Annotated in this window: 22 protein-coding genes; 13 read left to right on the top strand and 9 right to left on the bottom strand. The window is 72.9% G+C overall.

The window, feature by feature from the left end:
- Positions 1–254 precede the first annotated feature (254 nt).
- Positions 255–2,957: an AAA family ATPase gene (locus tag KUM40_RS16015; protein WP_217166643.1), complete on the bottom strand. Its 2,703-nt coding sequence runs from the start codon at positions 2,955–2,957 to the stop codon at positions 255–257.
- A gap of 275 nt (positions 2,958–3,232) precedes the next feature.
- On the opposite strand from KUM40_RS16015, the gene KUM40_RS16010 reads away from it, so the two are divergent.
- Positions 3,233–4,318, top strand: a complete 1,086-nt coding sequence (locus KUM40_RS16010) for a DUF2510 domain-containing protein (protein WP_217166642.1) — start codon at positions 3,233–3,235, stop codon at positions 4,316–4,318.
- Between the two features lie 233 nt (positions 4,319–4,551).
- Here the strand turns inward: KUM40_RS16010 and KUM40_RS16005 are convergent, their stop codons facing one another.
- Positions 4,552–5,166 carry a TetR/AcrR family transcriptional regulator gene (locus tag KUM40_RS16005; protein ID WP_217166641.1) on the bottom strand — a complete coding sequence of 205 codons (615 nt, stop codon included), beginning with the start codon at positions 5,164–5,166 and terminating at the stop codon, positions 4,552–4,554.
- Between the two features lie 209 nt (positions 5,167–5,375).
- Between KUM40_RS16005 and KUM40_RS16000 the strand changes: the two genes are divergently transcribed.
- Positions 5,376–6,191: a phosphatase PAP2 family protein gene (locus KUM40_RS16000; protein ID WP_217166640.1), complete on the top strand. Its 816-nt coding sequence runs from the start codon at positions 5,376–5,378 to the stop codon at positions 6,189–6,191.
- On the top strand, positions 6,188–7,171 hold the full coding sequence (locus KUM40_RS15995) for a hypothetical protein (protein ID WP_217166639.1): 984 nt from the start codon (positions 6,188–6,190) through the stop codon (positions 7,169–7,171). The genes KUM40_RS16000 and KUM40_RS15995 overlap by 4 nt, the downstream gene beginning before the upstream one ends.
- A gap of 14 nt (positions 7,172–7,185) precedes the next feature.
- Here the strand turns inward: KUM40_RS15995 and KUM40_RS15990 are convergent, their stop codons facing one another.
- Both KUM40_RS15990 and KUM40_RS15985 read right to left on the bottom strand, forming a co-directional pair.
- Positions 7,186–9,240 carry a phosphocholine-specific phospholipase C gene (locus KUM40_RS15990; protein ID WP_217166638.1) on the bottom strand — a complete coding sequence of 685 codons (2,055 nt, stop codon included), beginning with the start codon at positions 9,238–9,240 and terminating at the stop codon, positions 7,186–7,188.
- Between the two features lie 219 nt (positions 9,241–9,459).
- On the bottom strand, positions 9,460–9,621 hold the full coding sequence (locus tag KUM40_RS15985) for a hypothetical protein (protein ID WP_217166637.1): 162 nt from the start codon (positions 9,619–9,621) through the stop codon (positions 9,460–9,462).
- A gap of 307 nt (positions 9,622–9,928) precedes the next feature.
- Between KUM40_RS15985 and KUM40_RS15980 the strand changes: the two genes are divergently transcribed.
- From KUM40_RS15980 to KUM40_RS15970, 3 genes are read left to right on the top strand one after another with little or no spacing between them, the layout of a single operon-like run.
- Entirely contained in the window at positions 9,929–11,002 is a 1,074-nt protein-coding gene (locus tag KUM40_RS15980) for an aromatic ring-hydroxylating dioxygenase subunit alpha (protein ID WP_217166636.1), read from the top strand.
- A complete protein-coding gene (locus KUM40_RS15975; RefSeq protein WP_217166635.1) occupies positions 10,999–11,193 on the top strand; it encodes a hypothetical protein in 195 nt (64 codons plus the stop codon). The genes KUM40_RS15980 and KUM40_RS15975 overlap by 4 nt, the downstream gene beginning before the upstream one ends.
- Positions 11,190–12,149, top strand: a complete 960-nt coding sequence (locus KUM40_RS15970; RefSeq protein WP_217166634.1) for a PDR/VanB family oxidoreductase — start codon at positions 11,190–11,192, stop codon at positions 12,147–12,149. The genes KUM40_RS15975 and KUM40_RS15970 overlap by 4 nt, the downstream gene beginning before the upstream one ends.
- On the opposite strand, the gene KUM40_RS15965 is transcribed toward KUM40_RS15970, so the two are convergent.
- A complete protein-coding gene (locus KUM40_RS15965) occupies positions 12,100–12,933 on the bottom strand; it encodes an IclR family transcriptional regulator C-terminal domain-containing protein (RefSeq protein WP_217166633.1) in 834 nt (277 codons plus the stop codon). The two genes, KUM40_RS15970 and KUM40_RS15965, sit on opposite strands and share 50 nt — an antisense overlap.
- A 247-nt stretch (positions 12,934–13,180) precedes the next feature.
- On the opposite strand from KUM40_RS15965, the gene KUM40_RS15960 reads away from it, so the two are divergent.
- Genes KUM40_RS15960 through KUM40_RS15945 form a run of 4 tightly spaced genes read left to right on the top strand, consistent with a single transcriptional unit; the run spans position 13,181 to position 16,552 of the window.
- Complete coding sequence (locus KUM40_RS15960; protein WP_217166632.1) at positions 13,181–14,173, top strand: ABC transporter substrate-binding protein; 993 nt, start codon at positions 13,181–13,183, stop codon at positions 14,171–14,173.
- Positions 14,170–14,943 (top strand): ABC transporter permease, encoded by a 774-nt coding sequence (locus tag KUM40_RS15955; protein WP_217166631.1) that lies wholly within the window; start codon positions 14,170–14,172, stop codon positions 14,941–14,943. Before KUM40_RS15960 ends, KUM40_RS15955 begins: the two co-directional genes overlap by 4 nt.
- Positions 14,944–14,945: 2 nt before the next feature.
- Positions 14,946–15,725, top strand: coding sequence for an ABC transporter permease (locus tag KUM40_RS15950; protein WP_217166645.1), 780 nt, complete (start codon positions 14,946–14,948; stop codon positions 15,723–15,725).
- A gap of 20 nt (positions 15,726–15,745) precedes the next feature.
- A complete protein-coding gene (locus KUM40_RS15945; RefSeq protein ID WP_217166630.1) occupies positions 15,746–16,552 on the top strand; it encodes an ABC transporter ATP-binding protein in 807 nt (268 codons plus the stop codon).
- A 59-nt stretch (positions 16,553–16,611) separates the two neighbouring features.
- Here the strand turns inward: KUM40_RS15945 and KUM40_RS15940 are convergent, their stop codons facing one another.
- A complete protein-coding gene (locus tag KUM40_RS15940) occupies positions 16,612–17,271 on the bottom strand; it encodes a hypothetical protein (protein ID WP_217166629.1) in 660 nt (219 codons plus the stop codon).
- Between the two features lie 232 nt (positions 17,272–17,503).
- On the opposite strand from KUM40_RS15940, the gene KUM40_RS15935 reads away from it, so the two are divergent.
- Both KUM40_RS15935 and KUM40_RS15930 read left to right on the top strand, forming a co-directional pair.
- Positions 17,504–18,178 carry a helix-turn-helix transcriptional regulator gene (locus KUM40_RS15935; RefSeq protein WP_217166644.1) on the top strand — a complete coding sequence of 225 codons (675 nt, stop codon included), beginning with the start codon at positions 17,504–17,506 and terminating at the stop codon, positions 18,176–18,178.
- A 125-nt stretch (positions 18,179–18,303) separates the two neighbouring features.
- A complete protein-coding gene (locus KUM40_RS15930) occupies positions 18,304–18,546 on the top strand; it encodes a hypothetical protein (RefSeq protein ID WP_217166628.1) in 243 nt (80 codons plus the stop codon).
- Between the two features lie 105 nt (positions 18,547–18,651).
- Here the strand turns inward: KUM40_RS15930 and KUM40_RS15925 are convergent, their stop codons facing one another.
- Both KUM40_RS15925 and KUM40_RS15920 read right to left on the bottom strand, forming a co-directional pair.
- Complete coding sequence (locus tag KUM40_RS15925; protein ID WP_217166627.1) at positions 18,652–19,332, bottom strand: 4'-phosphopantetheinyl transferase superfamily protein; 681 nt, start codon at positions 19,330–19,332, stop codon at positions 18,652–18,654.
- On the bottom strand, positions 19,329–20,198 hold the full coding sequence (locus KUM40_RS15920; protein WP_217166626.1) for a metallophosphoesterase: 870 nt from the start codon (positions 20,196–20,198) through the stop codon (positions 19,329–19,331). The genes KUM40_RS15925 and KUM40_RS15920 overlap by 4 nt, the downstream gene beginning before the upstream one ends.
- Positions 20,199–20,508: 310 nt before the next feature.
- Between KUM40_RS15920 and KUM40_RS15915 the strand changes: the two genes are divergently transcribed.
- On the top strand, positions 20,509–21,702 hold the full coding sequence (locus KUM40_RS15915) for an ATP-grasp domain-containing protein (protein WP_217166625.1): 1,194 nt from the start codon (positions 20,509–20,511) through the stop codon (positions 21,700–21,702).
- 25 nt (positions 21,703–21,727) lie between these two features.
- Here the strand turns inward: KUM40_RS15915 and KUM40_RS15910 are convergent, their stop codons facing one another.
- Positions 21,728–23,065, bottom strand: a complete 1,338-nt coding sequence (locus tag KUM40_RS15910) for a 6-phospho-beta-glucosidase (RefSeq protein WP_217166624.1) — start codon at positions 23,063–23,065, stop codon at positions 21,728–21,730.
- Between the last annotated feature and the right edge of the window lie 402 nt (positions 23,066–23,467).

Below are 23,467 nucleotides of genomic sequence, written 5' to 3'. Positions count from 1 at the left end.
GACAGCTCCACTCCACAACCGGAGGCCTTCGCCGTCCTACAGATTCAGACCGTGTCGTCGCACAAACTCGACCAACCTGGCTGGGCAGTACACCTAGCCACACTCGCCGATGCACGGACAGCCGGTACCGGACAGCCGAGGCACGCCGAGCCACAATCGCCAGTGCCGGACAGCCGGTGCCGGACAGCCGAGGCACGCCGAGCCTGAATGGCCGGTGCCGGGCGGCCGGGCCCTGGTGGCGGGGGGGCCGGGCCTCAGCCCGGGTGTCCCACCGCCAGGGCCTCACGGGCGCGGGCCACCAGGCCGTCGGCGCCGCACGAGTCGGCCAGCGCCAGGCCCCGGTTCAGCTCGGCCGCCGAGCGGGCCGCGATGCCGTACTCCACGCGGGCGGCGGCGTGCTCGTACTGGCAGGGCGAGGCCTCCAGATAGGCGACGGCCTGGGCGGCGAGCCGGACCGCGCGCTGGCCGGTCTCCAGCGCGGCGGCGCAGCGCAGGGCCTCTCCTATCGCCGTGTCCGTGCCGAAGCGCTCGGCCTGGCGGCGGGCGTCGGTGGCCAGCCGGACGGCGCGGCCGGGGTCCTCGGTGGCCAGCGCCCGGGCCAGCTCGGTCGCCCAGGGCACGACCACCGGGTTGTGCCGGCCACGGGCGGCCGCCGCCTTCTCGGCCGCCTCCAGCTCGTTGACGCCCTCCTTGGTGCGGCCGGTGGCGAGCAGCAGCCGCCCGCGCACCGAGCGGGGGTCGGGCAGCACGATCGTCGACGGGTACGGCGGCGCGAAGCCGTACTGCTCGGCGAGGGTCCGGGCCTCCTCGACGTGGCCGCGGGCGAGCAGGGTGTCGATCAGGTTGCAGATCGCCGACCAGTACAGCGGCAGCCCGCGGCCGACGCGTTCGGCGATGCGCAGTGATTCACGCAGGGACTCCTCAGCCTCCTTGAGCCGGCCGCGCCTGCGGTGGCCGAGGCCCACGTAGGCGTGCGCGAGGGAGAGGTGGCCGCCGCTCCAGCCGGCGCTCTCGTAGGCGCGCAGGGCCTCGGTGAACAGCGCCTCGGCGCGGTCGAGCCGGTCGGCGTAGGCGTAGGAACTGGCCAGCATCATCGGCAGTTCCAGGCCCCACTCGGTGTCAGTCCAGCCGAGTCCGGGTGCGAGACGGCCGTTGACGAGGGCGCGGTCGCACAGTTCGACGACCTCTTCGGCGCTCTCGCCGTGGGTCATGGCGTCGAAACCGCGCAGGATGAGCAGGGCGCGCTCGGCGTTGTCGCGGCCGGTGCAGGTGGCGGCGAGTTCGGCGAGGCGCGCCGAGCGGCGCGGCGAGGACGTCTCGCCGGCGTGGATGCCCTCCCACATGTACTGGGCGGCCTGGAGCCGCAGCCGCGCGGACGGGTCCGGGTTGCGCGCCGCCTCCGCCTCGACGGTGCGGACGGCCTCCTCCAACTGGTCGTTGTGGAGCAGGGCCTGCGAGAGCCGGAAGACGGCGTCGACGCGCTGCTCGCCGTCCAGGCCGGGCATGGCGAGCGCGGTACGCAGGTGGCCGATGGTCGTGGCGGGCGCGGTGAGCAGGGTGGCGCAGCCCAGCTCGAACAGCACGCGTGCGTGGGTGTCCGGCAACGGCGGTTCCCGCAGCGCGCGTTCGAGGCATAGGCGGGCGGCGTCGGGGGCTCCGACGGCGAGGTGCTCGCGGGCCGCGTCGCGCAACTGCTCGACGACTTCCTGGTCGTCGTCGGGATAGACCTGGAGCAGATGGCGGGAGGCGGCCGCGGCACCGAGTCCGGAGTCGGAGACCAACTGGGCCGCTATGCCGTGCATCGCCGTGCGCAGCGCGTCGGGGATGGAGTTGTAGACGGCGGTGGCGATCAGCGGGTGGACGAACTCCAGCTCGCCCGCGCCCCGCTGCCCCGCGGCGGAGTCCCGTACGGAGTCACGTACGGAGTCGCGTACGGAGAGGATCCGGCCGTTGCACAGCAGTTCGGCGCAGCGGGCGGCGTCGGCGCGGTCGAGGGTGGCGAGTCCTGCCACCATGTCGACGGTGATGCCGCCGCCGAGGATGGCCGCGGCCCAGGCGAACCGGGTGGATTCGACGCCGAGTTGCTCCAGTCGGGCGACGAGTCCGCCGCCGCGGGCGGAGCGGTTAAGGGCACGCAGTTCGGCGGCTTCCGCCTCGATCGGTTGCAGTTCGCTGTCCTGGACCTTGGCGAGGAGTTCGACGGTGTCGTAGGGGTTGCCGCCGGTGACGGCCCACACCTCGCGGCAGAACGCGGCGTCGGCGTGGCCGCCCAGCGTGGCGCGGGTGAGTCCGGCCGTCGCCTCGGGGGTGAGCGCGTTCAGCGGGGCGAGTGGCCGGCCCGCGGCGGCGGCCGCGTCGAGGTGGCGGGCGCTGTCACCGCTGACGTCGCCGTGGCGGCGGGCGATCACGACCAGGACCGAGGTCTCGTCGAGCCGTTCGGTGAGCGCGGCGAGCCAGCGCAGGGTCTCCTGGTCGGCCCAGTGGGCGTCGTCGATCAGCAGCACCAGCGGCCACTCCCGGCGGGCGAGCCGGCGCACGGCGGCGACCAGGCCGTCGCACACGCCCTGCGGGTCGGCCTGCCGCTCACCGGGGTCCACTATGCCGAGGGCGGGTCCCGCGATGTCGTACCAGTCGCCCAGGTACTCGCGGGCCTCCTCCGGGAGCATGGACACCAGTGCGGGCTGGAGCAGTTGGCGTACCACGTTGAAGGGGACGGACCTGAGGGTCTCGCCGCCGCGTGCCGACCAGACGGTGCAGCCCCGCGCCTCGGCGATGCGGCGGGTCTCGGCGAGCAGCGCGGTCTTGCCGACCCCGGCCTCGCCGCGGGCCTCCAGCAGAGTGCCGGGGGACGAGCGGTCCGCGCACAGGATGTCGACCGCCCGCGTGATGGTGGCGACTTCCTCGTCGCGCTCCCAGAGGGAGGCCGAACCGGCGCCCGCCCGCCGTACCTCCGTCATCCCGCTACCTCCCCGAGTCGCCCGAATGACGTACAGAGCCTGAGCCTAGCCCTCCGATCGCGCCAGTGGTGGGCGCTCCGCGGACCAGTTGCCGTGACGGGTGACATGCGGTAAAGCGTGAACGACGCGCCGGGCCCGTCATCAGCGGCGGCGTGGGCCGGTGTCCGTCAACCTCTCGCGCATCCTCGCGCGCGCAGGGTCGGCGGCACGGCCGGAACGGGGTGTACGGCCGGGCCTCTCATCCGGCTTTCACCGACGCCTCATACGGTGTGCCCATGACGCAGGCGACTCCTCCCGGGTGGTACTCGGACCCCGGACAGAAGAATGACGGTCCCGCCACCGAGCGCTGGTGGGACGGCGAGGCGTGGACCGACCAGGTCCGCACCGCGGGGCCGGCCGCCGCGGGGCCGGCCGCCGTGGGGGCTCCTCCCGCGCAGCCGCCGGTACAGCCCTCCGCGCAGTCCCCGGTGCAGGACGGCACTCAGTCCCCGGTGCAGCCCCCGGTGCAGGACGGTGTGCCCGGGCCGTATCCCGCGCACCCGGGATATCCGGGCTTTCCCGTGCAGCCGCCGTCCGCGCGGCGGCGCCGGTTGCGTACCGGCATAGCCGTCGCGGCGGCCGTGGCGGTGCTGGCGGGCATCGGGGTCGGCGTGTACGTGCTCGCCGACGACGGCTCGGGCGGCGACAGCGCGGGCAGTTCGCAGCAGGACCGGAGCGGTCCCGGCGGCGAGGGCAACCCCTTCGGCGACTCGGGCGGCGGCGGCGGCGGTGGTGAGGACGGACAGTCGCCGGCGCCGGACTCCCCGCAGGGGTCGGAGCCGCCCACGGTCGACAGCGGATCGGTGACGGACCCGGTCAGCGGGATCAGCCTGCCCATTCCCGACGGCTGGTCGGGACAGCAGTTGCAGGTGGGCGCGTCGGTCACGTCGGACGACAGTTACGAGTGTCCCGGCGACACCTCCGCGACCTGCACCAAGGGCGGCGCGTACTCGGCTCCGGCGATGGTGCTGGGCACCGAGGGCGGCACCGCCGAGGAGGTCGCGAAGGCCGACATCGAGGCGAACGCCGAGGAATCCTACGGCGGCAAGTCCTACGGCTCGATCACCTCGCACGAGGAGCTGGCCGCCAAGGCGGTCACGGTCGCCGGGCAGAAGGGCTACCTGGTCCGCTGGAAGGCGGTCACCGCGAAGGGCTCCGACGGCTATGTCGAGTCGCTCGCCTTCCCCTCGCCCGCCGCGCCCGAGCGCATCGTCGTCGTCCGCTTCGGCGTCGACGTCGGGGAGAAGCAGACGGTGATCGACGAGATCACCAAGGGCATCGAGGTGGACGACTCCGGCGGCGGCAACGGACAGGACGTCTGACCGTCTGCCCGGGCGACCGTCTGACCGGGTGACCGGGTGACCGGGTGACCGGCTACCCGGTCGGACGCCCGGCCCGGACAGGTCCGCGCGGCGGCCGGAAAACTGTCGGCCGGGCGGGGCGCCCTTCCGCTCAAAGGGTGCCCCGCCCGGCCGGGGTTGCGCGCCGCCCCCGTCCCCACGGTGCGGCGCGGCCAGGTCACCGTCCAGTCATCCCGTGGACGGCGACCTGAGTCTCAGGGAAGGCCGAGCGCCGGCAGCACGACGGCCTCCACGAACCGGACGAGGTACTCCCCGTCGGCCTGTTCGCCCTCGAGTACGGGCCGCATCCGCAGCAAGCCGAAGAGCTGTGCGGGCACGTACTCCAGCGCCGGATGGCCGGCGGGGACCTCTCCCCGTGCCACACCGCGCGCGAGGATCCCCATGAGCGCGGCGATCTCCGGCTCGACGAGCGCCTCGCGCAGCGCGCCCTTCAGCTCCGGGTCCTCCATGACCGCGTGACCGAGGGCCTGGAGCAGCCCGGTGTCCTTGCCCGCACCCTCGCCCGCGGCCCACGCCGCCTGGCGCAGGTCCTCGGCGAGCGACCCGCTGTCGATGTCGGCGAAACGCACTCGGCCGTTGGAGCGCAGCGCGGCGGCCACGAACTGGGGCTTGGTCCTCCACTGCCGGTAGAGCGTGGACTTGCTGCACCGAGTGCTGGCGGCGATGCCCTCCATGGTGACGGCGTCGTAACCGCAGGAGCGGAGCTGGTCGAGCACGGCGTCGAAGAACTCCTGCTCGCGCTCGGGCGTGATCTTGGAGCGACGCGAGCTGCCGACCGGTTCCGGTCGGTCCGCGGCCTGCGACATCATCGTCCCCGCTCCTTCCGCTCGTGGCTCCGGGGGCCGTACCGCGGCCCCGCACTCCAGTGTGTCCAATGTCTATCGATACGCCAGTGTACCGGAACGCCATCGTATCGGTACACTGGCGTATCGGAACGAGGTCGTATCGATGAGAACCGTCACACGCGCCCCCGTACCCGATGAGCCACACGCACCACCGTCAGCGAAGGGGCCGGGGGATGAAAGCCCGCAGCGAACCTGCACCAGCGGGGCCGGACGCGCCCGCACGCCCACCGCTCGTCCGTGAGCTCCTGCTCGTGGCAGGGCTCTTCCTCGTGTACAAGTTCGGCCGCCAACTGGCGACGGGCCACACCGCCGAGGCCTTCCGCAACGCCCACCACGTGTGGGACTGGGAGCGCGTCCTCCGGCTGCCCGACGAGGGCACGGTGCAGTCCCTGCTCCTGCACGGCGACACGCTGATACACGTGGCGAACACCTACTACGCCGCCGTCCATTTCCCGGCCACCCTGGCCTTCCTGGTCTGGCTCTACCTGCGCCGGCCCGCGCACTACGTCTGGGCCCGCCGGGTACTGGCCGCGGTGACCGGCGCCGCGCTGGTGCTGCACCTCCTCTTTCCGCTCGCCCCGCCGCGCATGCTGGGCGCCACCGGTCTGATCGACACGGCCCGGCTGTTCGGACCCTCGGTGTACGGCCCGCCGCGCACCGACCAGTTGTCGAACCAGTTCGCGGCGATGCCCTCGCTGCACTTCGGCTGGGCCCTGATGCTGGCGATCGGTCTGATCGTCGCGACGCGGTCGCGCCTGCGGTGGCTGTGGCTGCTGCACCCGCTGGTGACGCTGTTGGTCATCGTGGGCACCGCGAACCACTACTGGCTCGACGTGATCGTGGCCGCGGCACTGCTCGGCCTCGCGCTGGCCGTGATCCGCCTGCCGCACCGGCCGCACCGGCCGCGGTGCGCCGTGCCCCACCATCGGCCGGAGTTCCGGCGCCGGACGTCCGCGGAGCAGCACGGACTGGTCGGTGCGGGCCGGTGAACGCCGCCCTCGTCGCCGTGGTGCTGTCCCTCGTCTCGGCCTGCGCCTACGCCGCCGCGGCCGTCGCCCAGGAGCGGCTGGCCTCGCGCACCTCCGGCACCGGCACGCTGCGGCTGCTGGCCTCGGGAGCCTGGTGGTGGACGGTCGCGCTGAACGCCTCGGCCGCACTGCTGCACGTCGTGGCGCTCAAGTACGGTCCCCTCACCGTGGTGCAGCCGCTCGGTGCGCTCACCCTGGTCGCGGCGGTGCCCATGGGGGCGCGACTGGCGGGCCGGCGGGTGAGCACGGTCGAGTGGCGGGGCATCGGACTGACGCTGCTGGGTCTGGGCGCACTGCTGCTCACCGCGTCCGGGCCCGCGCCCGACGACACGCTGAGCGTGCCCGAGGCACTGGTGATGTCCGGCGCGACGGCGGCGCTGATCGGCGTGCTGGCGCGGCCCGGCACCCGGCCGGGGCTGCGGCACGCCACAGCCTCCGGTATCGCCTCCGGGGTCGCCTCGGCGCTCACCCAGACCGTCACCGTCGCCGTCACCGACCGCTCGGGCCCGCTGCTGAGCCTCCAGGTGGTCGGCGTGGCCGTGCTGGTGGCCGCCTTCGCGGCGGGCGGGCTGCTGCTGGCGCAGACGGCGTACCGGGGCGGTCTCGGCGCTCCGCTGGCGGTGGTGACCCTGGCCAATCCGGTGGCCGCCGCGGTGATCGGGCTGTCCCTGCTCGGAGAACGCCTGCGGGGCGGCGCGGGAGGCGTGCTGCTCGCGCTGACCGGTGCGGCGCTGGCCGCCTGGGGAGTGTTCCAGCTCAGCCGCGCGACCACGGGGCAGCCCGTGCCCACCGGTCCGGAGCCCGCCGCCCCGACGCCGGACGACCCGGAACCACAGCCGCAGCCGCAGCCGCAGCAACAACCGGAGGGACCCAGGCAGGTCGGACCGGTGCTGGTGCCCCGGCAGCCGGGGCCGGGGCCGGGGCGCCTCACGCGGCTCTAGTCACCTGGCTCGGCTCAGTCCGTGACGATCGCCGGGTCGCTCACCCCCGGCCGCCCGTTCTCCACGTGCCCGGCGAAGCGCCGCAGGAACGCGGGGCCGGACTCGGAGGTGACCGTCACGTCGTACCAGCGGCGGCTGCCCGTGAGGTCGACGGTGTGGCGCACGGTGGTGCCTGGGCGTACGGCGAAGGTTCTGCTCCGGCCGCCGTAGGCGTTCTCGACCCGGAGACGGGCCGTCCCGGTGCCGGTGTTGGTGAGGGTCAGCCGGACGTCGTCGCCGGTGTGCCGGGCGGTGACCTCGGGTCCGGCGGTCTTGCTGGGGCCCCGGAAGACGCGCAGGAAGCCGTTCGGGCCGTGCACGGTCAGATCGTGGGAGCCGCCCGAGTAGGCCGAGTTCCAGGTGTCCGCGATGTCCTTGCCGGCCTCGGTGGTGTAGGTCCAGGGGCCGTCGGTGCGGTTGCCGGAGGTGATCAGGAAGGCGGCGCCGGCCGCGGCGCCGGAGGCGAAAGTGAGCGTGAACTTCCCGGCCGCGGCGTCCACGGCGCCGTCCACGTGCGGGGCGTACCGCAGTGGGCGGGTGGGGCGCCGGCCGCGTTCCTGGCGGGGCATGTCCGGGTCGGCGGGCGGGGTGGGCCGGTAGTCCGGGTGGCGTTCGCGGTCCGGCGGCTCGTAGGCGTCGGTGTCCGGCAGGCGGGCCGGACGGCTGTCCTTGCGGGAGAAGTCGAAGGCGGAGGTCAGATCGCCGCAGATGGCGCGCCGCCAGGGTGAGATGTTCGGCTCGCGCACGCCGAAGCGGCGTTCCATGAACCGGATGACCGAGGTGTGGTCGAGGGTCTCGGAGCAGACGAAGCCGCCCTTGCTCCAGGGTGAGACGACCAGCATGGGCACGCGCGGGCCGAGCCCGTAGAAACCCTCGCGGTGGCTGCCGCTGCCCGCGAAGACGTCCAGGGAGACGTCGACGGTGGACCGGCCCTGCGCGGCGGACTTCGGCGGCAGCGGCGGCACCAGGTGGTCGAAGAAGCCGTCGTTCTCGTCGTACGTGATGAACAGGGCGGTCTTCGCCCACACCGCCGGATTGGCGGTGAGCGCGTCCAGGACCTGGGAGATGTACCAGGCGCCGTAGTTCGAGGGCCAGTTGGAGTGCTCGGAGAAGGCCTCCGGGGCGGCTATCCAGGAGACCTTCGGCAGCCGGTCCCCCTTGACGTCGGCACGGAGCCGGTCGAAGTAGCCCTCGCCGCTCTTCGCGTCGGTGCCGGTGCGGGCCTTGTCGTACAGGGGGTCGCCGGGCTTCGCGTCGCGGTACTTGTTGAAGTACAGCAGGGAGTTGTCGCCGTAGTTGCCGCGGTAGGCGTCGTCGATCCAGCCCCAGTGGCCGGCCGCGTCCAGGCCGTCGCCGATGTCCTGGTAGATCTTCCAGGAGATCCCGGCCTCCTGGAGCCGCTCGGGGTACGTCGTCCAGTCGTAGCCGAGTTCGTCGTTGCCGAGGACCGGGCCGCCGCCCTCGCCGTCGTTGCCCGTGTGACCCGACCACAGGTAGTAGCGGTTGGGGTCGGTGGAGCCGATGAAGGAGCAGTGGTAGGCGTCGCAGACGGTGAAGGTGTCGGCGAGCGCGTAGTGGAAGGGGATGTCCTCGCGGTCCAGGTACGCCATGGTCGTGGTGCCCTTGGCGGGCAGCCACCGGTCGTACTTGGCGTTGTGGTAGGCGTCCTGCCCGTCGGGCCAGCCGTGCGGGAGCCCCTCCAGGAACCGCATGCCGAGGTCGTCGGCCTCCGGGTGGAAGGGCAGTACCTCGGTGCCGTCGCCCTTGGGCTGATGCCATACCGACCTGCCGCTGTCCAGCGTCACCGGGTGCGGGTCGCCGAAGCCGCGGACTCCGCGCAGTCTGCCGAAGTAGTGGTCGAACGAACGGTTCTCCTGCATCAGGACGACGATGTGCTCGACGTCCTCGATCGTCCCCGAGCGGTGGTTCGCCGGGAGCGCGGCGGCCCGCTCGATGCTCGCGGACAGCGAACTGAACGCCGTGGTGGCGCCCGCGAGTTGGAGGAATCTGCGCCGGTTCACTTCGGGCATGGGATGAGGGACCTCTCGCGTTGGGGGGAGTCCGGCCGGGGACGGGCGGTGCCGGAACAGGGGGGAACACGCGCGAATGGAGTGTTCCAGGAACACCCAACGGTCAGGAAGGTCCCAGTGGCCGTCGAGTGAAAGTCGCCGGTACGCGGGGCGAGCGGACGGGGATGGTCCGGCCGGGGACGGCCGCACGCGACGGCCGTCCCCCTCCAGTGGTGGAACTCAGCGACGGCGCTTCCGCGGTCGCGGCACCTCCGGTTCGTCCAGTCGCGGCTCGTCCCCGTCCAGGACGCACTGCCAGGCCTCGCGGTACAGACCGGCGACCGGCCGGAGCGGTACGACGACGCCCAGGGCGGGCGTCTCGCCGTCGAGCAGGTCGTACATCGGCAGCTTCCACCGCTCCAGCGGGAGGTGCGGGTTGGGAGGCTGGGTGTGTCGCCCGCTGCCAGCCAGCCCATGCGCGCTTCGCCTCTCCCACCACTCGGAACACCCGGCACAGCACGTGGGGCGGCCCGGATCGGCGCGCCCCGCCGTGACGTTGGCGAAAGACTAGGGGCACCCACCGACACTCCCCGTCGCCTCTCCGTCGCCCCCCCCTTCCGTTCCCCTTCCGTGAGGCGGAAGCGGCGTTGCCACCCCGCGACGCCCTCCTCGACGATGCCAGCACCCACGACGGACGGGAGCCGCAACGATGCCGCACATGACCGCCTTCGCCAGGAACCAGTGGTACGTCGCCGCCTACAGCCACGAGGTGGGGCGCGAGTTGCTGGGGCGCACGATCCTCGGTGAGCCGCTCGTGCTCTACCGCACCGAGGAGGACGGGCGCCCGGTCGTCCTGCACGACCGCTGCGTGCACCGCCGCTACCCGCTCTCCGAGGCGCCGACCCGGCTCGACGGCGACCGGATCGTGTGCGGGTACCACGGCTTCACGTACGACACGACCGGCACCTGTGTGTACGTGCCGGGTCAGAAACGCGTCCCGCGCACCGCACGCGTCGCCTCCTACCCGGTGGTGGAGCAGGACTCGCTGGTGTGGGTCTGGATCGGCGACGCGGCGTCGGCCGACCCCGAAGCCGTGCCGCGGGCCCGGCACCTGGACTCCCCCGGCTGGGTCACGGTCCGGGGCATGGAGCCGATCGACGCCGACTACGGGCTGCTGGTCGACAACCTCCTCGACCTCTCCCACGAGACGTATCTGCACGGCGGCTACATCGGCACGCCCGAGGTCGCTCAGACGCCGATCACCACGGAGGTCGACGAGGGCGCCGGGCTCGTGCGGGTGAGCCGGCACATGGACGACGCCGAGTGCCCGCCGTTCTACGCCAAGTCCACCGGCGTCGAGGGCCGCATCGACCGGTGGCAGGACATCGAGTACCACGCGCCGTGTCTGTATCTGCTGCACAGCAGGGTGGCTCCCACCGGTGTGGTGCCCGAGCCCGGCGGCGACGATCCGCACGGCTTCCACACCGAGATCACCTACGCCATCACCCCGTCCGCCGACGGCAAGGTGTACGACTTCTGGGCCGTCTCGCGGGACTGGGCGACGGACGACGCCGAGGTCACCGAGTTCCTGCGGAAGAACAACCACACGGTCGTCATGCAGGACGTCGACGCGCTCAACCTGCTCCAGCGCACGCTCGGCGCCGAACGCACCGGCTACCAGGAGCTGAGCATCAACATCGACACCGGTGGCCTGGCCGCCCGCCGCATCCTGGCCCGGTTGGTGGAGGAGGGCGACAAGCCCGTGCAGCGAGCGGCCCGGTGAGCGGGCGCACCGGCGAGATCTACCGCATCGACTGGCTGCCCGGCACCGACGTCCTGCACGGCACCTGCCACTGCGGCGCCGAGCACACAGCCGAGGATCCCGTCGCGATGTGGACCTGGATGCTCGCCCACCCACAAGGACACGACCAAGGACACGGCCAAGGACACGACCTCTGGGAATGCGGCTCATGACGGTGTACGAAGCCGAACTCGTCGTCGGCCGCAGGCAGCCCGTGGCCGACGGCGTGCTCGTCCTCGACCTGCGCCACCCCCTGGGCGAACCGCTGCCGGCCTGGGAGGCAGGCGCCCACATCGATGTGCTCCTGGGACCGGGCCTGGAGCGGCAGTACTCACTGTGCGGGGACCCGGCCGACCGGGAGGTGTGGCGCGTCGCCGTGCTGCGCGAGACCGCCGGGCGGGGCGGATCGGCTTATGTGCACGCGGAGTTGGGGGTCGGTGACAAGGTCCGGGTGCGCGGTCCGCGCAACCGCTTCCGGCTGGAGCCGGCCGCCCGCTACCGCTTCGTCGCCGGTGGCATCGGCATCACCCCGCTGCTGCCGATGCTGGCCGCCGCCGAGGAGGCGGGCGCCCGGTGGAGCCTGCTCTACGGCGGGCGGACGCGGAACACCATGGCGTTCGCCGGGGAGTTGGAGCGGTACGGCGACCGGGTCACGTTCGCTCCCGAGGACGAGGCGGGGCTGCTGGACCTCGCCTCCGTGCTCGACGACGTGCCCGAGGGCACCCTCGTCTACTGCTGCGGGCCCGGTCCGCTGCTGGACGCCGTCGAGGCGCGGTGCCCGGCCGGGATCCTGCGCGTGGAGCGGTTCAGTCCCGGGGAGGCGGCGGGCGGCGCCCGGGACACGGACGGCCAGGACGCGGAGTTCGAGTTCGAGGTCGCGCTCGCGCGCAGCGGGCGTACCGTCACCGTCGCGCCGGGCGTGTCCGTCCTGGACGCGGTCCGCGCGGCCGGTGTCGAGGTGCTCTACTCCTGCACGGAGGGGACCTGCGGCACCTGCGAGACGGAGCTCGTCGAGGGCGAGCCGGACCACCGGGACTCGGTGCTCACCGAGGAGGAGCGGGCCTCCGGGGAGACCATGCTCATCTGTGTGTCCCGGTGTCGCGGCCGGCGGCTCGTGCTGGACCTGTGACCGCCGGACCCGTGATCCTCAGGTCCGCGTCGATGCGGGCGACGGTCGCCAGGAGGTGCGGCAGCAGGTCCCGGCGTACGGAGTCGACGGAGTTGCGGCCGGCGTGCACCGCGATGTTCACGCCGGCCACCACCTCGCCGTCCCGGTCGCGCACCGGCGCGGCGACGGACCTGAGGCCGTCCTCCAGTTCCTGGTCGACGAGCGCGTAGCCCTGCCGGCGCACCCGGCGCAGTTCGGCGCGCAGGGCGTCCGCGGAGGCGAGGGTGCGGGCGGTGTGCGGGCGCAGGTCGGCGCGGGCGAGCCGGATGTCGACCTCGGCGTCCGGCAGGGCCGCGAGGATCACCCGGCCCACGGAGGTCAGGTGTGCCGGGAAGCGCGTGCCGACGGTGATCGACGCGGTCATGATGCGGCTGGTCGGGACGCGGGCGACGTACACGACGTCGTCGCCGTCCAGGACGCACAGCGAGGACGACTCCCGTACCTGGGCCACGAGTTGTTCCAGATGGGGCTCGGCGATCTGCGGCAGGGTGAAGCCGGCCAGGTAGGAGTAGCCGAGTTCCAGCACGCGCGGGGTGAGGCGGAAGCGGCGGCCGTCGGTGTGGACGTAGCCGAGGTCGGCCAGGGTGAGCAGGAAGCGGCGGGCCGCCGCGCGGGTCAGTTCCGAGGCGCGGGCGACCTCGCTCAGGGTCAGCGCGGGGTGCTCGGCGTCGAAGGCCCGGATGACGGCGAGGCCGCGTTCGAAGGACTTCACGAAGTACGGTGCGCGGGCTGCGTCTTCGGACATCTGGCCTCCGGCAGAAGCCGCACGGCGGACGGTGCGGCGGGACGTGCGGCACGAACGACCGTACGCGCTGCGCACGCTATGAGTGCGCGTCGCGCACTGTCAACGACTCCCGATTGAATCCTCAACGGCCCATCTCGACAGGAGCATTGACCCGGACTCCACGCGGGCCCTACGTTCCCGCTGAGCACGTTCGTGCTGTCTGCGCACAGCCTGTCGGAGTACCCGGTCCGGTCCCACAGGGGGAGTAATGCGTCGTCCGTCGCGTCGTCTGTTCGTCGGCCTCACGGCCGTTTCCGTCCTGGCCGCCGCCACGGCGTGCGGCTCGTCCGACGACTCCGGAGGGTCCGGGGGGTCCGACGGGTCCGGCTCGTCCGGCGGTACCACCGAGGTCGAGGTGGGTCTCATCCCCATCGTCGATGTCGCGCCGCTGTACCTGGGGCAGAAGAAGGGCTTCTTCGAGGAGCGCGGGCTGAAGCTGTCCTTCTCCAGCGCGCAGGGCGGCGCGGCGATCGTGCCCGGCGTGGTCAGCGGGCAGTTCGAGTTCGGTTTCAGCAACATGACGTCCCTGATGATCGCCCAGTCCAACAACGTGCCCGTGAAGGCGGTGGCCAACGGCATCGCCTCCACCGGCGAGGTGGGCAAGGACTTCGAGGCGCTCACCGTCAAGGGCGACAGCCCCGTCAAGTCGCCGAAGGACCTGGAGGGCAAGAAGGTCGCCATCAACACCCTGAAGAACATCAACGAGACCGCGGTGCGGGCCTCGGTGCGCAAGGCGGGCGGCGACCCCGACGAGGTGGAGCTGGTCGAGCTGGCCTTCGACCAGATGCCGGCCGCGCTCGACGCGGGGCGGATCGACGCGGCGATGGTGGTGGAACCTGCGCTGGCCACGATCAAGAACCAGGGCGGCCGGGAGATCGCCTCCCCCATGATCGACATCGCGCCGAAGCTCACCGTCGCCATGTACTTCACCTCCATCAAGTACGCGCAGGAACACCCGGAGATGGTGAAGAAGTTCCAGGAGGCCACCGCCGAGTCCCTCGCGTACGCCGACTCGCACCCCGACGAGGTCCGCGAGATCGTCACCACGTACACGAAGATCCCGGCGGACGTGCTGGCGAAGGTGACGCTGCCGAAGTGGCCGGCCGAGCCGAACCGTGCCGCCATCGAGGAGCTGGCGAAGCTCGGCGAGGCGGACGGCCTGTTCAAGCAGACGCCGGACCTGGACGAGCTGCTGCCGTGAGGGGCGCGAACGCCGCACTCGGTGCGGCCGGGCTCGCGGCCTTCCTCGCCCTGGGCGAGGCGGTGCCGCGGCTCGGCCTGGTCAAGGAGGAGTACTTCCCGCCCACCAGCCGCATCGCCGACGCACTGGGCACGGAGGTCGCGGACGGCGCGTTCTGGACCGCGCTCGGCGACACCCTCACCGGCTGGGCGCTGGGACTGGCGATCGCAGTCGGCGCCGGGATCGTGGCGGGCGTACTCCTGTCCGTGGTGCCGTACCTGCGCGAGGCGACGGCGTCCACGATCGAGTTCCTGCGCCCGATCCCGTCGGTCGCGCTGATCCCGCTGGCGGTGCTGATGTACGGCACCGAGCTGAGGTCGGTGCTGCTCCTGGTCGTGTACGCCTCCTTCTGGCAGGTGCTGATCCAGGTCATGTACGGCGTCCAGGACATCGACCCGGTCGCCGAGGAGACGGCGCGGTCGTACGGTCTGGGCACCTGGGCGCGGATCCGGCACGTGCTGTGGCCGACCGCGCTGCCGTACGTGATGACCGGGGTGCGGCTGGCGGCGGCCGTCGCGCTGATCCTCGCCATCACCGCCGAACTGGTCATCGGGGCACCGGGCCTCGGTGCCCGGATCGCCGTGGCGCAGACCTCGCAGGCGGTGCCCGAGATGTACGCGCTGATCGTGGTCGCCGGTCTGCTGGGGCTGCTGATCAACGTGGGCGCCCGGTCGGTGGAGCGGCGGGCGCTGGCCTGGCACCAGTCGGTGCGCGGGGAGGTGGCGGTGTGAGGCTGAGGCGCCTGCTGCTGCGGCTGGTGTTCGTGCTCGCGCTGCCCGCGGTGCTGGTGGCCGTGTGGTGGGTGTCCTCGGCCGGCAGCGAAGACGTGTACTGGCCGCCGCTGCGCACGATCCTGGAGACCTTCCCGGACGTGTGGACCGGCGAGCGGTGGCGCGATGACGTGCTGCCCAGCGTGCTGCGGCTCGCGGCGGGCTACACGCTCGCGGCCGTCGCCGGTGTCGCGTTCGGCACGCTGATCGGCTCCTACCGGCGGGTGCGGGCGGTGTGCGAGCCGGTGCTGGAGTTCCTGCGGGCCGTGCCGCCACCGGTCCTGGTACCGGTGATCATGCTGTTCGCGGGCATCGGCGACACGATGAAGATCGTCGTCATCGCGACGGGCTGTGTCTGGCCGGTGCTGCTCAACACGGTCGAGGGGGTCCGGGCGGTCGACGCGGTGATGGCCGAGACGGCCCGCTCCTACGGCATCACGGGCGTGGCACAACTGCGGCACGTGGTGCTGCGCTCGGCGAGCCCGCAGATCTTCGCGGGGCTGCGCCAGGCGCTGTCGATCGGGATCATCCTCATGGTGATCAGCGAGATGTTCGCCGCCAGCAACGGGCTCGGCTTCACCATCGTGCAGTTCCAGCGTTCCTTCGCGATCCCCGACATGTGGACCGGCATCCTGCTGCTCGGTCTGCTCGGCTTCGTCCTGTCGGTCCTCTTCCAACTGGTCGAGCGGCGGGCGCTCGGCTGGTACCACGGCCTGCGCGCCGCCTCCCGGCGGTCCAGGTGAAGCTCGTGAAAGGGCGGTCCATGCTCGACGTACGCGGCCTGAAGAAGGTGTACGAGGGATCGGGGCGGTGCGTCGAGGCGGTGCGCGACCTGACATTCACCGTGGCGGCCGGTGAACTGGTCTGCCTGGTCGGCCCGTCGGGCTGCGGCAAGACGACGCTGCTGAAGTGCGTGGGCGGGCTGCTGGAACCGACGGCCGGCGAGGTGTTCCTGGCCGGGCGGAAGGTGGCCGGTCCGCCGCCCGGGATGGCGTTCGTCTTCCAGGAGTACGGGCGCAGCCTGTTCCCGTGGATGCGGGTCGGCGAGAACGTGGAACTGCCCCTGCGGCAGAAGGACCTGAGCAGGACGCGGCGCCGGGAGCTGGTCGCCGACGCCCTCGCCTCGGTCGGTCTCGCCGACGCCGCCGGGGCCTACCCGTGGCAGCTTTCGGGCGGCATGCAGCAGCGGGTGGCCATCGCGCGGGCGCTGGCGTACGAGCCCGAGGTGCTGCTGATGGACGAGCCCTTCGCGGCGGTGGACGCGCAGACCCGCGCGGACCTGGAGGATCTGGTACGGCGGCTGTGGCGGGAGCGCGGGATCACGATCCTGTTCGTCACCCACGACATCGACGAGGCCGTCTACCTGGGCGAACGGGTGGTCGTGCTGTCCGCCTCCCCCACCGTCGTGCGCGAGCAGCTCGAGGTCGATCTGCCCGGCGGGCGGGACCAGGTGCACACCCGGGTGGCCCCGCGCTTCGCCGAGCTGCGCACGCATGTGTACGAGCAGATCCAGGCGGCGAAACGCGGGGCGGCCGGGCCGGTCAAGACGGACGCGCCGCCACCCCGCTGACCCCGGCCGCCACCCTGTCGACTTCGGCCGCCGACTCCGGCCGACCGTGCGAGCGGTCGTCACTCGGCGGAGGGGACCACCCTCAGGTGGGAGGCGGTGCGGCGGGCACTCGGCGAGCGGTGTGCGGCGCGGCGCGGCTCCCGCAGGACGAGCGTCAACCGGGTGTAGCCCAGTTCCTGAAGCGCCCTGGGCGTCTCGACCACGACCCGGCACTCGGTGGTGCCCCGGCGCGGATCGGGGTGGTGCAGCGGCCGTACGGCACCGTCGTGTTCGACGGCCCGCGCGCCGACGGCGCGGATCCAGTGCGGCAGGCCCTGGCGGTAGGCGGCCTCCATGATCGGGTCCTGGGCGATGTCCCTGCGGACGGCCTGGAGACCCGGGTCGTGGCCGTACCGCTCCAGGGTGGCGGCGAAGTGCGCCAGCATGGGCAGGCACCAGCTCGACTCGTGTTCGCCGAGGACCGCGGCGGCGTCCGGGTGGAAGAGGACGAACCGGAGGAAGTTGTCGTCCGGCATGGCCGTGGGGTGCGGTCCCGCGCCCTGGAAGAGTGTCCGGAAGGCGCCGTTGGCCAGCACCACGTCCCAGCCGTGGTCGACGACCAGAGAGGGAAACGGAACGGCCTCCAGGAGCGCGGCGTAGTCCTGGAGATAGGCCTGGGCCTCGGGGGTCGCGGGGGCGGGCGGCGGCGCCGGCCGCTGCCCTCCTGCCTGAAATGCCATCGGGAGGTCACCCCTCTTGCCTATGCGGCCTTCTCGCGGCGTCCCGCATCCTGGTGCCCCGGCACGAGGCGTGTCAACTATCGTGGCATTTCGTGCCTGTTGACGGCTGAAATAGGCCACAGTTGTGGCGATACCTGGATGTGAGTTCGAGCGGCAGGCTACTCTCCGGGAGTTCACGGCAACCGCTTGTGAGAAGCCTGTGAGGCCTGTGAGAGACGTAGGAGAGCTGTCGGTGACGGGTGGCTTCGAAGGTCCGGGCGCCATGCCTAGCACCGCGACCACCGCGACCACCCTGCTGACCACGCTCGTCGCCCGGGTCGCCGCACTCGCGGACCGGCTCGGCGTGGCACACACCGAGGTCTTCGACGTCGGCCGGCTGTCCGCCGCCTCCGGCGTCCCCGAGCCCGTCGTCGGGGCCCTGCTCGGCGGCCGGCCGGCGGGTGAGCCCGATGTGCAGACCCGGTTCGTGCAGCGCCTGGACCTGCTGCGCCGCACCCGGCTGAAACCGAACGGCCGCAAGTACACCCAGCAGGAGATAGCCGACGGCGCCGGCATGTCGCGACAGCAGGCGGGCGCACTCATCAACGGCGACCGGCGCCCCACCATGGAGCACTGCGACGCCATTCAGCGCTTCTTCCGCGTGCACGCCGGATTCCTCACCGCCGAGGACCCCGAGGCGCTCTCGGGCGTCCTCCAGCACACCGAGCAGGAACTGCTCCAGCAGCTCGCCGACCGGGAGCGGGAGGCGGCGGCCGCCGCCGACGACCCGCTGGAGCAACTGCTCCAGGACCACGGCGTGCGCGGCATCGCCTGGCGGGCCGCTCAACTGCCCACCGACCAGCACCGCGACAAGGTCGCCGAGTGGCTGGACATGCTCCTGGAGAACGTCAGGCCAACCGATTCGTGAGCGCGTCGTGCGCCGTACCCGGGGCGGGGTCCGGGGGATTGTCAGTGGTGGGCGGCAAGCTGGGAGGGTGCCACCGCCGCGCGGGGGCGCGTGACCGCTGACGTCGTTGTGGGGAGAGCCGACCGATGACCACTACCACCGCCGTACCGACCGACCGCGAGCGCACCGCCGTTCAGGCCTACCTGCGGCTCCTGCACACCGTGCGGGCCGGTCTCGACACCGGGGCGGGTCCGGGCGATCCTCCCCGGCCGCCCGTCGTCCCGCCCTCCGTGCTGGCCGAGGCCGAGCGGGCCCTGGAGGCCGCGGGACTGACCGGGAACGAGGAGGCGTTCTTCCGGCTGCTGCGGAGCTGGTGCCCGCGCCCATGACACGGTCCGCGACGGCCGGCTCGACGCCCGGCCGCGGCGGGCCGGTTCGACATTCCGCCGCGACGGGCCGGGCGCACGTTCAGGTGCGACGGGCCGGGCGCACGTTCAGGTGCGCGGGACCGTGACCGCCGTGGCGACCAGGCCGTCCCGGGCGGTCCAGCGGCCGTCGAAGTGGGTCAGGCGCCTGCCGTCGACGGTCGGTCCCGGCACCAGGAGGGCGGCGCGCAGGGTGCCGCCGCGCGGGTCGTCCGGGCCCACGGAGATCTCGATGTCCGCCTCGGAGAAGTCCAGCCACTTCCCGGTGAGGGGGAACCACGCCTTGTAGACCGATTCCTTGGCGCTGAACAGCAGCCGGTCCCAGTGGATGCCCGGCCGCTCCGCGTCCAGCCGGCGCAGGCGCACCGCCTCGGCGGGCAGGGCGATGCTTTCCAGGACGCCGTCCGGCAGCGGCCCGTCGGGTTCGGCGTCGACACCGAGGGAGGCGAGGTCGGTGAGGCGGACCAGGGCAGCGGCGCAGTAACCGTCGCAGTGGGTCATGCTGCCCGCCAGACCGGCCGGCCAGCGCGGCGCTCCGCGTTCGCCGGTCAGCACCGGCTGCGCGGGCACGCCGAGCTTCTCCATGGCCCGGCGCGCACAGGACCGTACGACGGTGAACTCCCGGCGCCGCTTGGCGACCGCCCGCGCGACGATCTCCTCCTCCTCCGGCAGGAGCGGCAGGTGTCCGGCGTCGTCGTGGCCGTACGCCTCGACGGTGACGACGGTGTCGGGCAGCAGTTCCCCGATCACGGAGCCACCTCCAGGCGCGAGGGCGACGGCAGGATGCGGGAGAGGCGTCCGGGCGGTCCCGGTCGTTTGCGCCACTCGCGGGGGTAGCCCACCGAGACCTCCTCGAAGCGGACCCCCTCGTGCCAGGTGGTGCGCGGGATGTGCAGATGCCCGTAGACCATGGTGTCGACGCGGAACCTGCGGTGCCAGTCGGCGGTCAGCGTGGTGCCGCACCACATGGCGAACTCGGGGTACCACAGGATGTCGGTGGGGTGCCGGTCCAGGGGGTAGTGGTTGACGAGGATCGTCGGGAGATCCTCGGGGAGCGCGGCGAGCCTGCGCTCGGTCTCGGCGACCCGCGCCCGGCACCAGTCCTCGCGGCTGGGATACGGGTCGGGGTGCAGCAGGTACTCGTCGCTGCACACGACGCCGGTGCCGTGGGCGTACTCCAGTCCCTCGGCCTTGGTCGTGCGTCCGGCGGGCAGGAACGAGTAGTCGTAGAGCAGGAAGAGGGGCGCGACGACCGCCGGGCCGCCCGCGCCCCGCCACACCGGGTAGGGGTCCTCGGGTGTGGTCACGCCCAGCTCGCGGCACATCCCGACGAGGTGTTCGTAGCGTGCGGCGCCGCGCAGGGTGACCGCGTCCTTGGGGTGTGTCCACAGTTCGTGGTTGCCGGGGGCCCAGACGACCCGGCGGAAGCGGTCCGCGAGGACTCCGAGGGCCCAGCGGATGTCGGAGACGGTCTCCGCCACGTCGCCGGCCACCAGGAGCCAGTCGTCGTCGGACTCGGGGCGCATCCCCTCGACCAGGGCGCGGTTCTCCGCGTATCCGATGTGCAGGTCACTGATGGCCCACAGTTGCCCCGGAGCGTCGGCCGTCGACGTCATCCCCCACCCCTTCCGGACGAGCGTTCGATGCCACGAGATCACATGCCCGCCTCCGGTCACAAGCGCGGCACGGGACCCGTCGGAGCGCGGCACGGGCCGCGTCGGGAGCGGGGCCCGAAGGACCGGCGTACGGCGGTGCCGGAGCATCCGCGTGACGCGCTTTGCGTTCCGGGGCGCGCGTACCCCTATGATCGCCCCAACACCACCGCCACGACTCTCCCCTCGCGCAGAGCGGCCCGGTGTCCCTCCAACCCCCTGGCCGGGCACGGCCTCGCTTCGGCCTGCCCGCGAACCCTGAAAGGCGGCTTGCATGGCTTCTCCCGTACGCGTCTGGCTCAACCGTACGTACGCGGAGAACGTCTTCTTCGTGGATCAGCTCCGGAGAAACCCCGCCGACCGGGCCGTCGAAATCCATGCCACGCACGGCGACCCGGACTCCCCCGTGCTGGCCGCCGCCGACACCGCCGACCTGGAGCCGGAGGGCCTGTCCCCGGCCGGCTACGTCGAGTACGCGCTCGACCAGTGCGCGCGGCGCGGCATCGACGTGTTCGTGCCCCGGCTGCACCAGTCGGCGATCGTGGCCCACCGTGCCGAGTTCGAGGCGGCGGGTACGGCGCTGCTCGCGCCGCCGCCGGAGGCGGTCGCCGTCTTCCAGGACAAGATCATCGCCTACGAGGCGCTCCGGGCGATCGGCGTGCCGGTGCCGCCCTGGTGGCGGGTCCGCACGGCGGACGAACTGGTCCGCGCGGTGGAGGAACTGGAGGAGAACGGCCACCGGGCGTGCTTCAAGCCGGCCTCCGGCGCGGGTGGCGTGGGCTTCCGGATGGTCACCCGGGACCCCTTCTCGCTCGCGCACCTGGACGGCTTCCCGGGCCCGTCCGTGCCGCTGCCCCTGGTCGTCGAGGCGCTGCGGGCGGCCGAGGAGCCCGTGGACTGGCTGGTGATGCCGCGCCTGGAGCAGCCGGAGGTCTCGGTGGACTGCCTCACCGGGCCCGACAACCGGGTTCGGACGGCGGTGGGCCGCACCAAGAACGGCCGCCGCCGGGGGTTCACCCTTCACGAGCAGTGGCTGGCCCCGGCGCGGCGGATCGCCGAGGCGTTCGGGCTGCACCACCTGTCCAACGTGCAGTTCCGGATGTACGGCGACCGGCCCGTCCTGATGGACGTCAACACCCGCCCGGCCGGCGGGCTGCACCAGTTGGCGCTGTGCGGGATCAACATGCCGTGGGCGGCGGTCCGGCTGGCCCTCGGCGACGACCCGGGCGAGCTGGAGCCGCCGTTCCTGGGCCAGGACTACACGGTGGTGTCCGGCCCGCGTCCCCTGCGTCCGGTGTCCCTGCCGCCCCAGCGCACGGACCTCGCCGCCGTTCCGTCGTCCGCGCCCGCACCGGCGACGACGGCGGCACCCATGGCGACGGCGACGGCGGCACCGGTGACGTCCGCCTCGGGGGCCCGGCGGCGGGGAGCCCCCGCGCCGGACCCGGCGGCCGGCGCTCCCGCGTAGCGGACGGCGCGCCGGGGGGCCCGGTTCATCTGAGGTACGCCAGCCCCGGGTGGACCGCCGTGTAGCCGTCGACGAGGCGGTGGGCGACGTTGACCGAGTCGACGAGAGGGTGCAGGGCGAAGGCGCGCACCGCGGCCGCGCGGGAGCCGTTCCCTGCCGCCGTCAGGACCTCGCGTTCGACGGCCTTGACGGCGCAGACCAGGCCGGTGGCGTGGTCCGGCAGCGGATCGACGGCCACCGGGTGGGCGCCGTTCGCGTCGACCAGGCAGGGGACCTCGATCACGGCGTCGGGGTCGAGGGCGGACAGTGTGCCGCAGTTGCGGACGTTGAGGATCAGGGTGGCGCGTTCGTCGCGGGCGACGGCCCGCATCAGCGCCAGCGCCACCTTCTCGTAGCCGCCGGACAGGTCGTCGGCCTCGCGCTCGCCCGCGCCCGCGGTCTCCCGGTTCTCGGCCATGTAGGTGGCCTCGCGTTCGGCGCGGGTACGGTCCCAGGTGGCGAGCGCCGGGGCGGCGGGGCGGCGCATCGCGTCGTAGAAACCGGCCTGCTGGTCGCGCAGGAACGCGCCGCGGGTGCGGTCGGCCTCCTGGTAGGCGCGGACGGTCTCCCGGTTGAAGTAGTAGTAGTGCAGGTATTCGTTGGGGACCGCGCCGAGGGAACGCAGCCACTCGGGGCCGAAGAGCCGGCCCTCCTCGAAGGAGCCCAGCAGCACCGGGTCGGCGAGCAGGCGCGGGAGTTCGTCGCGTCCGGCGACGCGCAGGCCCCGTACCCAGCCGAGGTGGTTGAGGCCCACGTAGTCGATCCAGGCGCGGTCCGGGTCGGCGCCCAGCACGCGGGCGATGCGGCGGCCGAGGCCGACCGGCGAGTCGCAGATGCCGATGACGCGGTCGCCGAGGTGCCGGGACATGGCCTCGGTGACGAGTCCTGCCGGGTTGGTGAAGTTGATGACCCAGGCGTCGGGCGCCAGCCGGGCCACCCGGCGGGCGATGTCGACGGCGACCGGGACGGTGCGCAGTCCGTACGCGATGCCGCCCGCGCCGACCGTCTCCTGACCGAGGACGCCCTCGGCGAGCGCGACCCGTTCGTCGTCGGCGCGTCCCTGGAGGCCGCCGACGCGGATCGCGGAGAACACGAAGTCGGCGCCGCGCAGCGCCTCGTCCAGGTCGGTGGTCGCGGTCACCTCCGGAGCGTCGGGCACCCCGGCGGCCTGCTCGGCCAGCACCCGGGTCACCGCCGTCAGCCGGTCCGCGTCCAGGTCGTGCAGGACGACGTGGGTCACGCGTCCCTCGCCGCGGTCCCCGAGGAGCGCCCCGTACACGAGCGGCACCCGGAATCCGCCGCCGCCCACAATCGTCAGCCTCACGCCCGCACCCTTCCGTCGCCCGGCCCGACTTCCGTCCGGCGCCGATCATGACACGCCCGCCCGCCCACACACACCGACCCACCCACCGTTCCCGGCATGCACGAGCACGAACGCGACACACGCCCCTCATCGCCCCGTATCCGGCCCCGGTCCGGCCCCTACGCGCGCCATACGCTCGCCCCGACTCCTCTGCCGCCTCGGCCCCCGACCCACCGACCTGCTCATCCGCTCATCCGCTCACCGCCGAATCGCCGGACCCCCAACCCGCCAACCCGCTGAGCCCTCCAGACCCCCGACCCACCGACCCGCCGACCCGCCGGACCCCCGGCCCGCCGGACCCCCGGCCCCCGACCCGCCCGCCGGTCCCGGCGTTCGCGAGCGCGACACACGCCCCCTCACCGC

The organism is Streptomyces sp. AC512_CC834 (assembly GCF_019049325.1).
Classification (GTDB): Bacteria; Actinomycetota; Actinomycetes; order Streptomycetales; family Streptomycetaceae; genus Streptomyces.
This window is presented reverse-complemented; position numbering and strand designations above follow the sequence as displayed.

Bases quoted from the DNA above. Each gene is read 5' to 3' on its own strand.
- KUM40_RS16015 (WP_217166643.1), bottom strand. From the start codon at position 2,957: ATGACGGAGGTACGGCGGGCGGGCGCCGGTTCGGCCTCCCTCTGGGAG.
- KUM40_RS16010 (WP_217166642.1), top strand. From the start codon at position 3,233: ATGACGCAGGCGACTCCTCCCGGGTGGTACTCGGACCCCGGACAGAAG.
- KUM40_RS16005 (WP_217166641.1), bottom strand. From the start codon at position 5,166: ATGATGTCGCAGGCCGCGGACCGACCGGAACCGGTCGGCAGCTCGCGT.
- KUM40_RS16000 (WP_217166640.1), top strand. From the start codon at position 5,376: ATGAAAGCCCGCAGCGAACCTGCACCAGCGGGGCCGGACGCGCCCGCA.
- KUM40_RS15990 (WP_217166638.1), bottom strand. From the start codon at position 9,240: ATGCCCGAAGTGAACCGGCGCAGATTCCTCCAACTCGCGGGCGCCACC.
- KUM40_RS15985 (WP_217166637.1), bottom strand. From the start codon at position 9,621: ATGTACGACCTGCTCGACGGCGAGACGCCCGCCCTGGGCGTCGTCGTA.
- KUM40_RS15980 (WP_217166636.1), top strand. From the start codon at position 9,929: ATGCCGCACATGACCGCCTTCGCCAGGAACCAGTGGTACGTCGCCGCC.
- KUM40_RS15970 (WP_217166634.1), top strand. From the start codon at position 11,190: ATGACGGTGTACGAAGCCGAACTCGTCGTCGGCCGCAGGCAGCCCGTG.
- KUM40_RS15965 (WP_217166633.1), bottom strand. From the start codon at position 12,933: ATGTCCGAAGACGCAGCCCGCGCACCGTACTTCGTGAAGTCCTTCGAA.
- KUM40_RS15960 (WP_217166632.1), top strand. From the start codon at position 13,181: ATGCGTCGTCCGTCGCGTCGTCTGTTCGTCGGCCTCACGGCCGTTTCC.
- KUM40_RS15945 (WP_217166630.1), top strand. From the start codon at position 15,746: ATGCTCGACGTACGCGGCCTGAAGAAGGTGTACGAGGGATCGGGGCGG.
- KUM40_RS15940 (WP_217166629.1), bottom strand. From the start codon at position 17,271: ATGGCATTTCAGGCAGGAGGGCAGCGGCCGGCGCCGCCGCCCGCCCCC.
- KUM40_RS15930 (WP_217166628.1), top strand. From the start codon at position 18,304: ATGACCACTACCACCGCCGTACCGACCGACCGCGAGCGCACCGCCGTT.
- KUM40_RS15920 (WP_217166626.1), bottom strand. From the start codon at position 20,198: ATGACGTCGACGGCCGACGCTCCGGGGCAACTGTGGGCCATCAGTGAC.
- KUM40_RS15915 (WP_217166625.1), top strand. From the start codon at position 20,509: ATGGCTTCTCCCGTACGCGTCTGGCTCAACCGTACGTACGCGGAGAAC.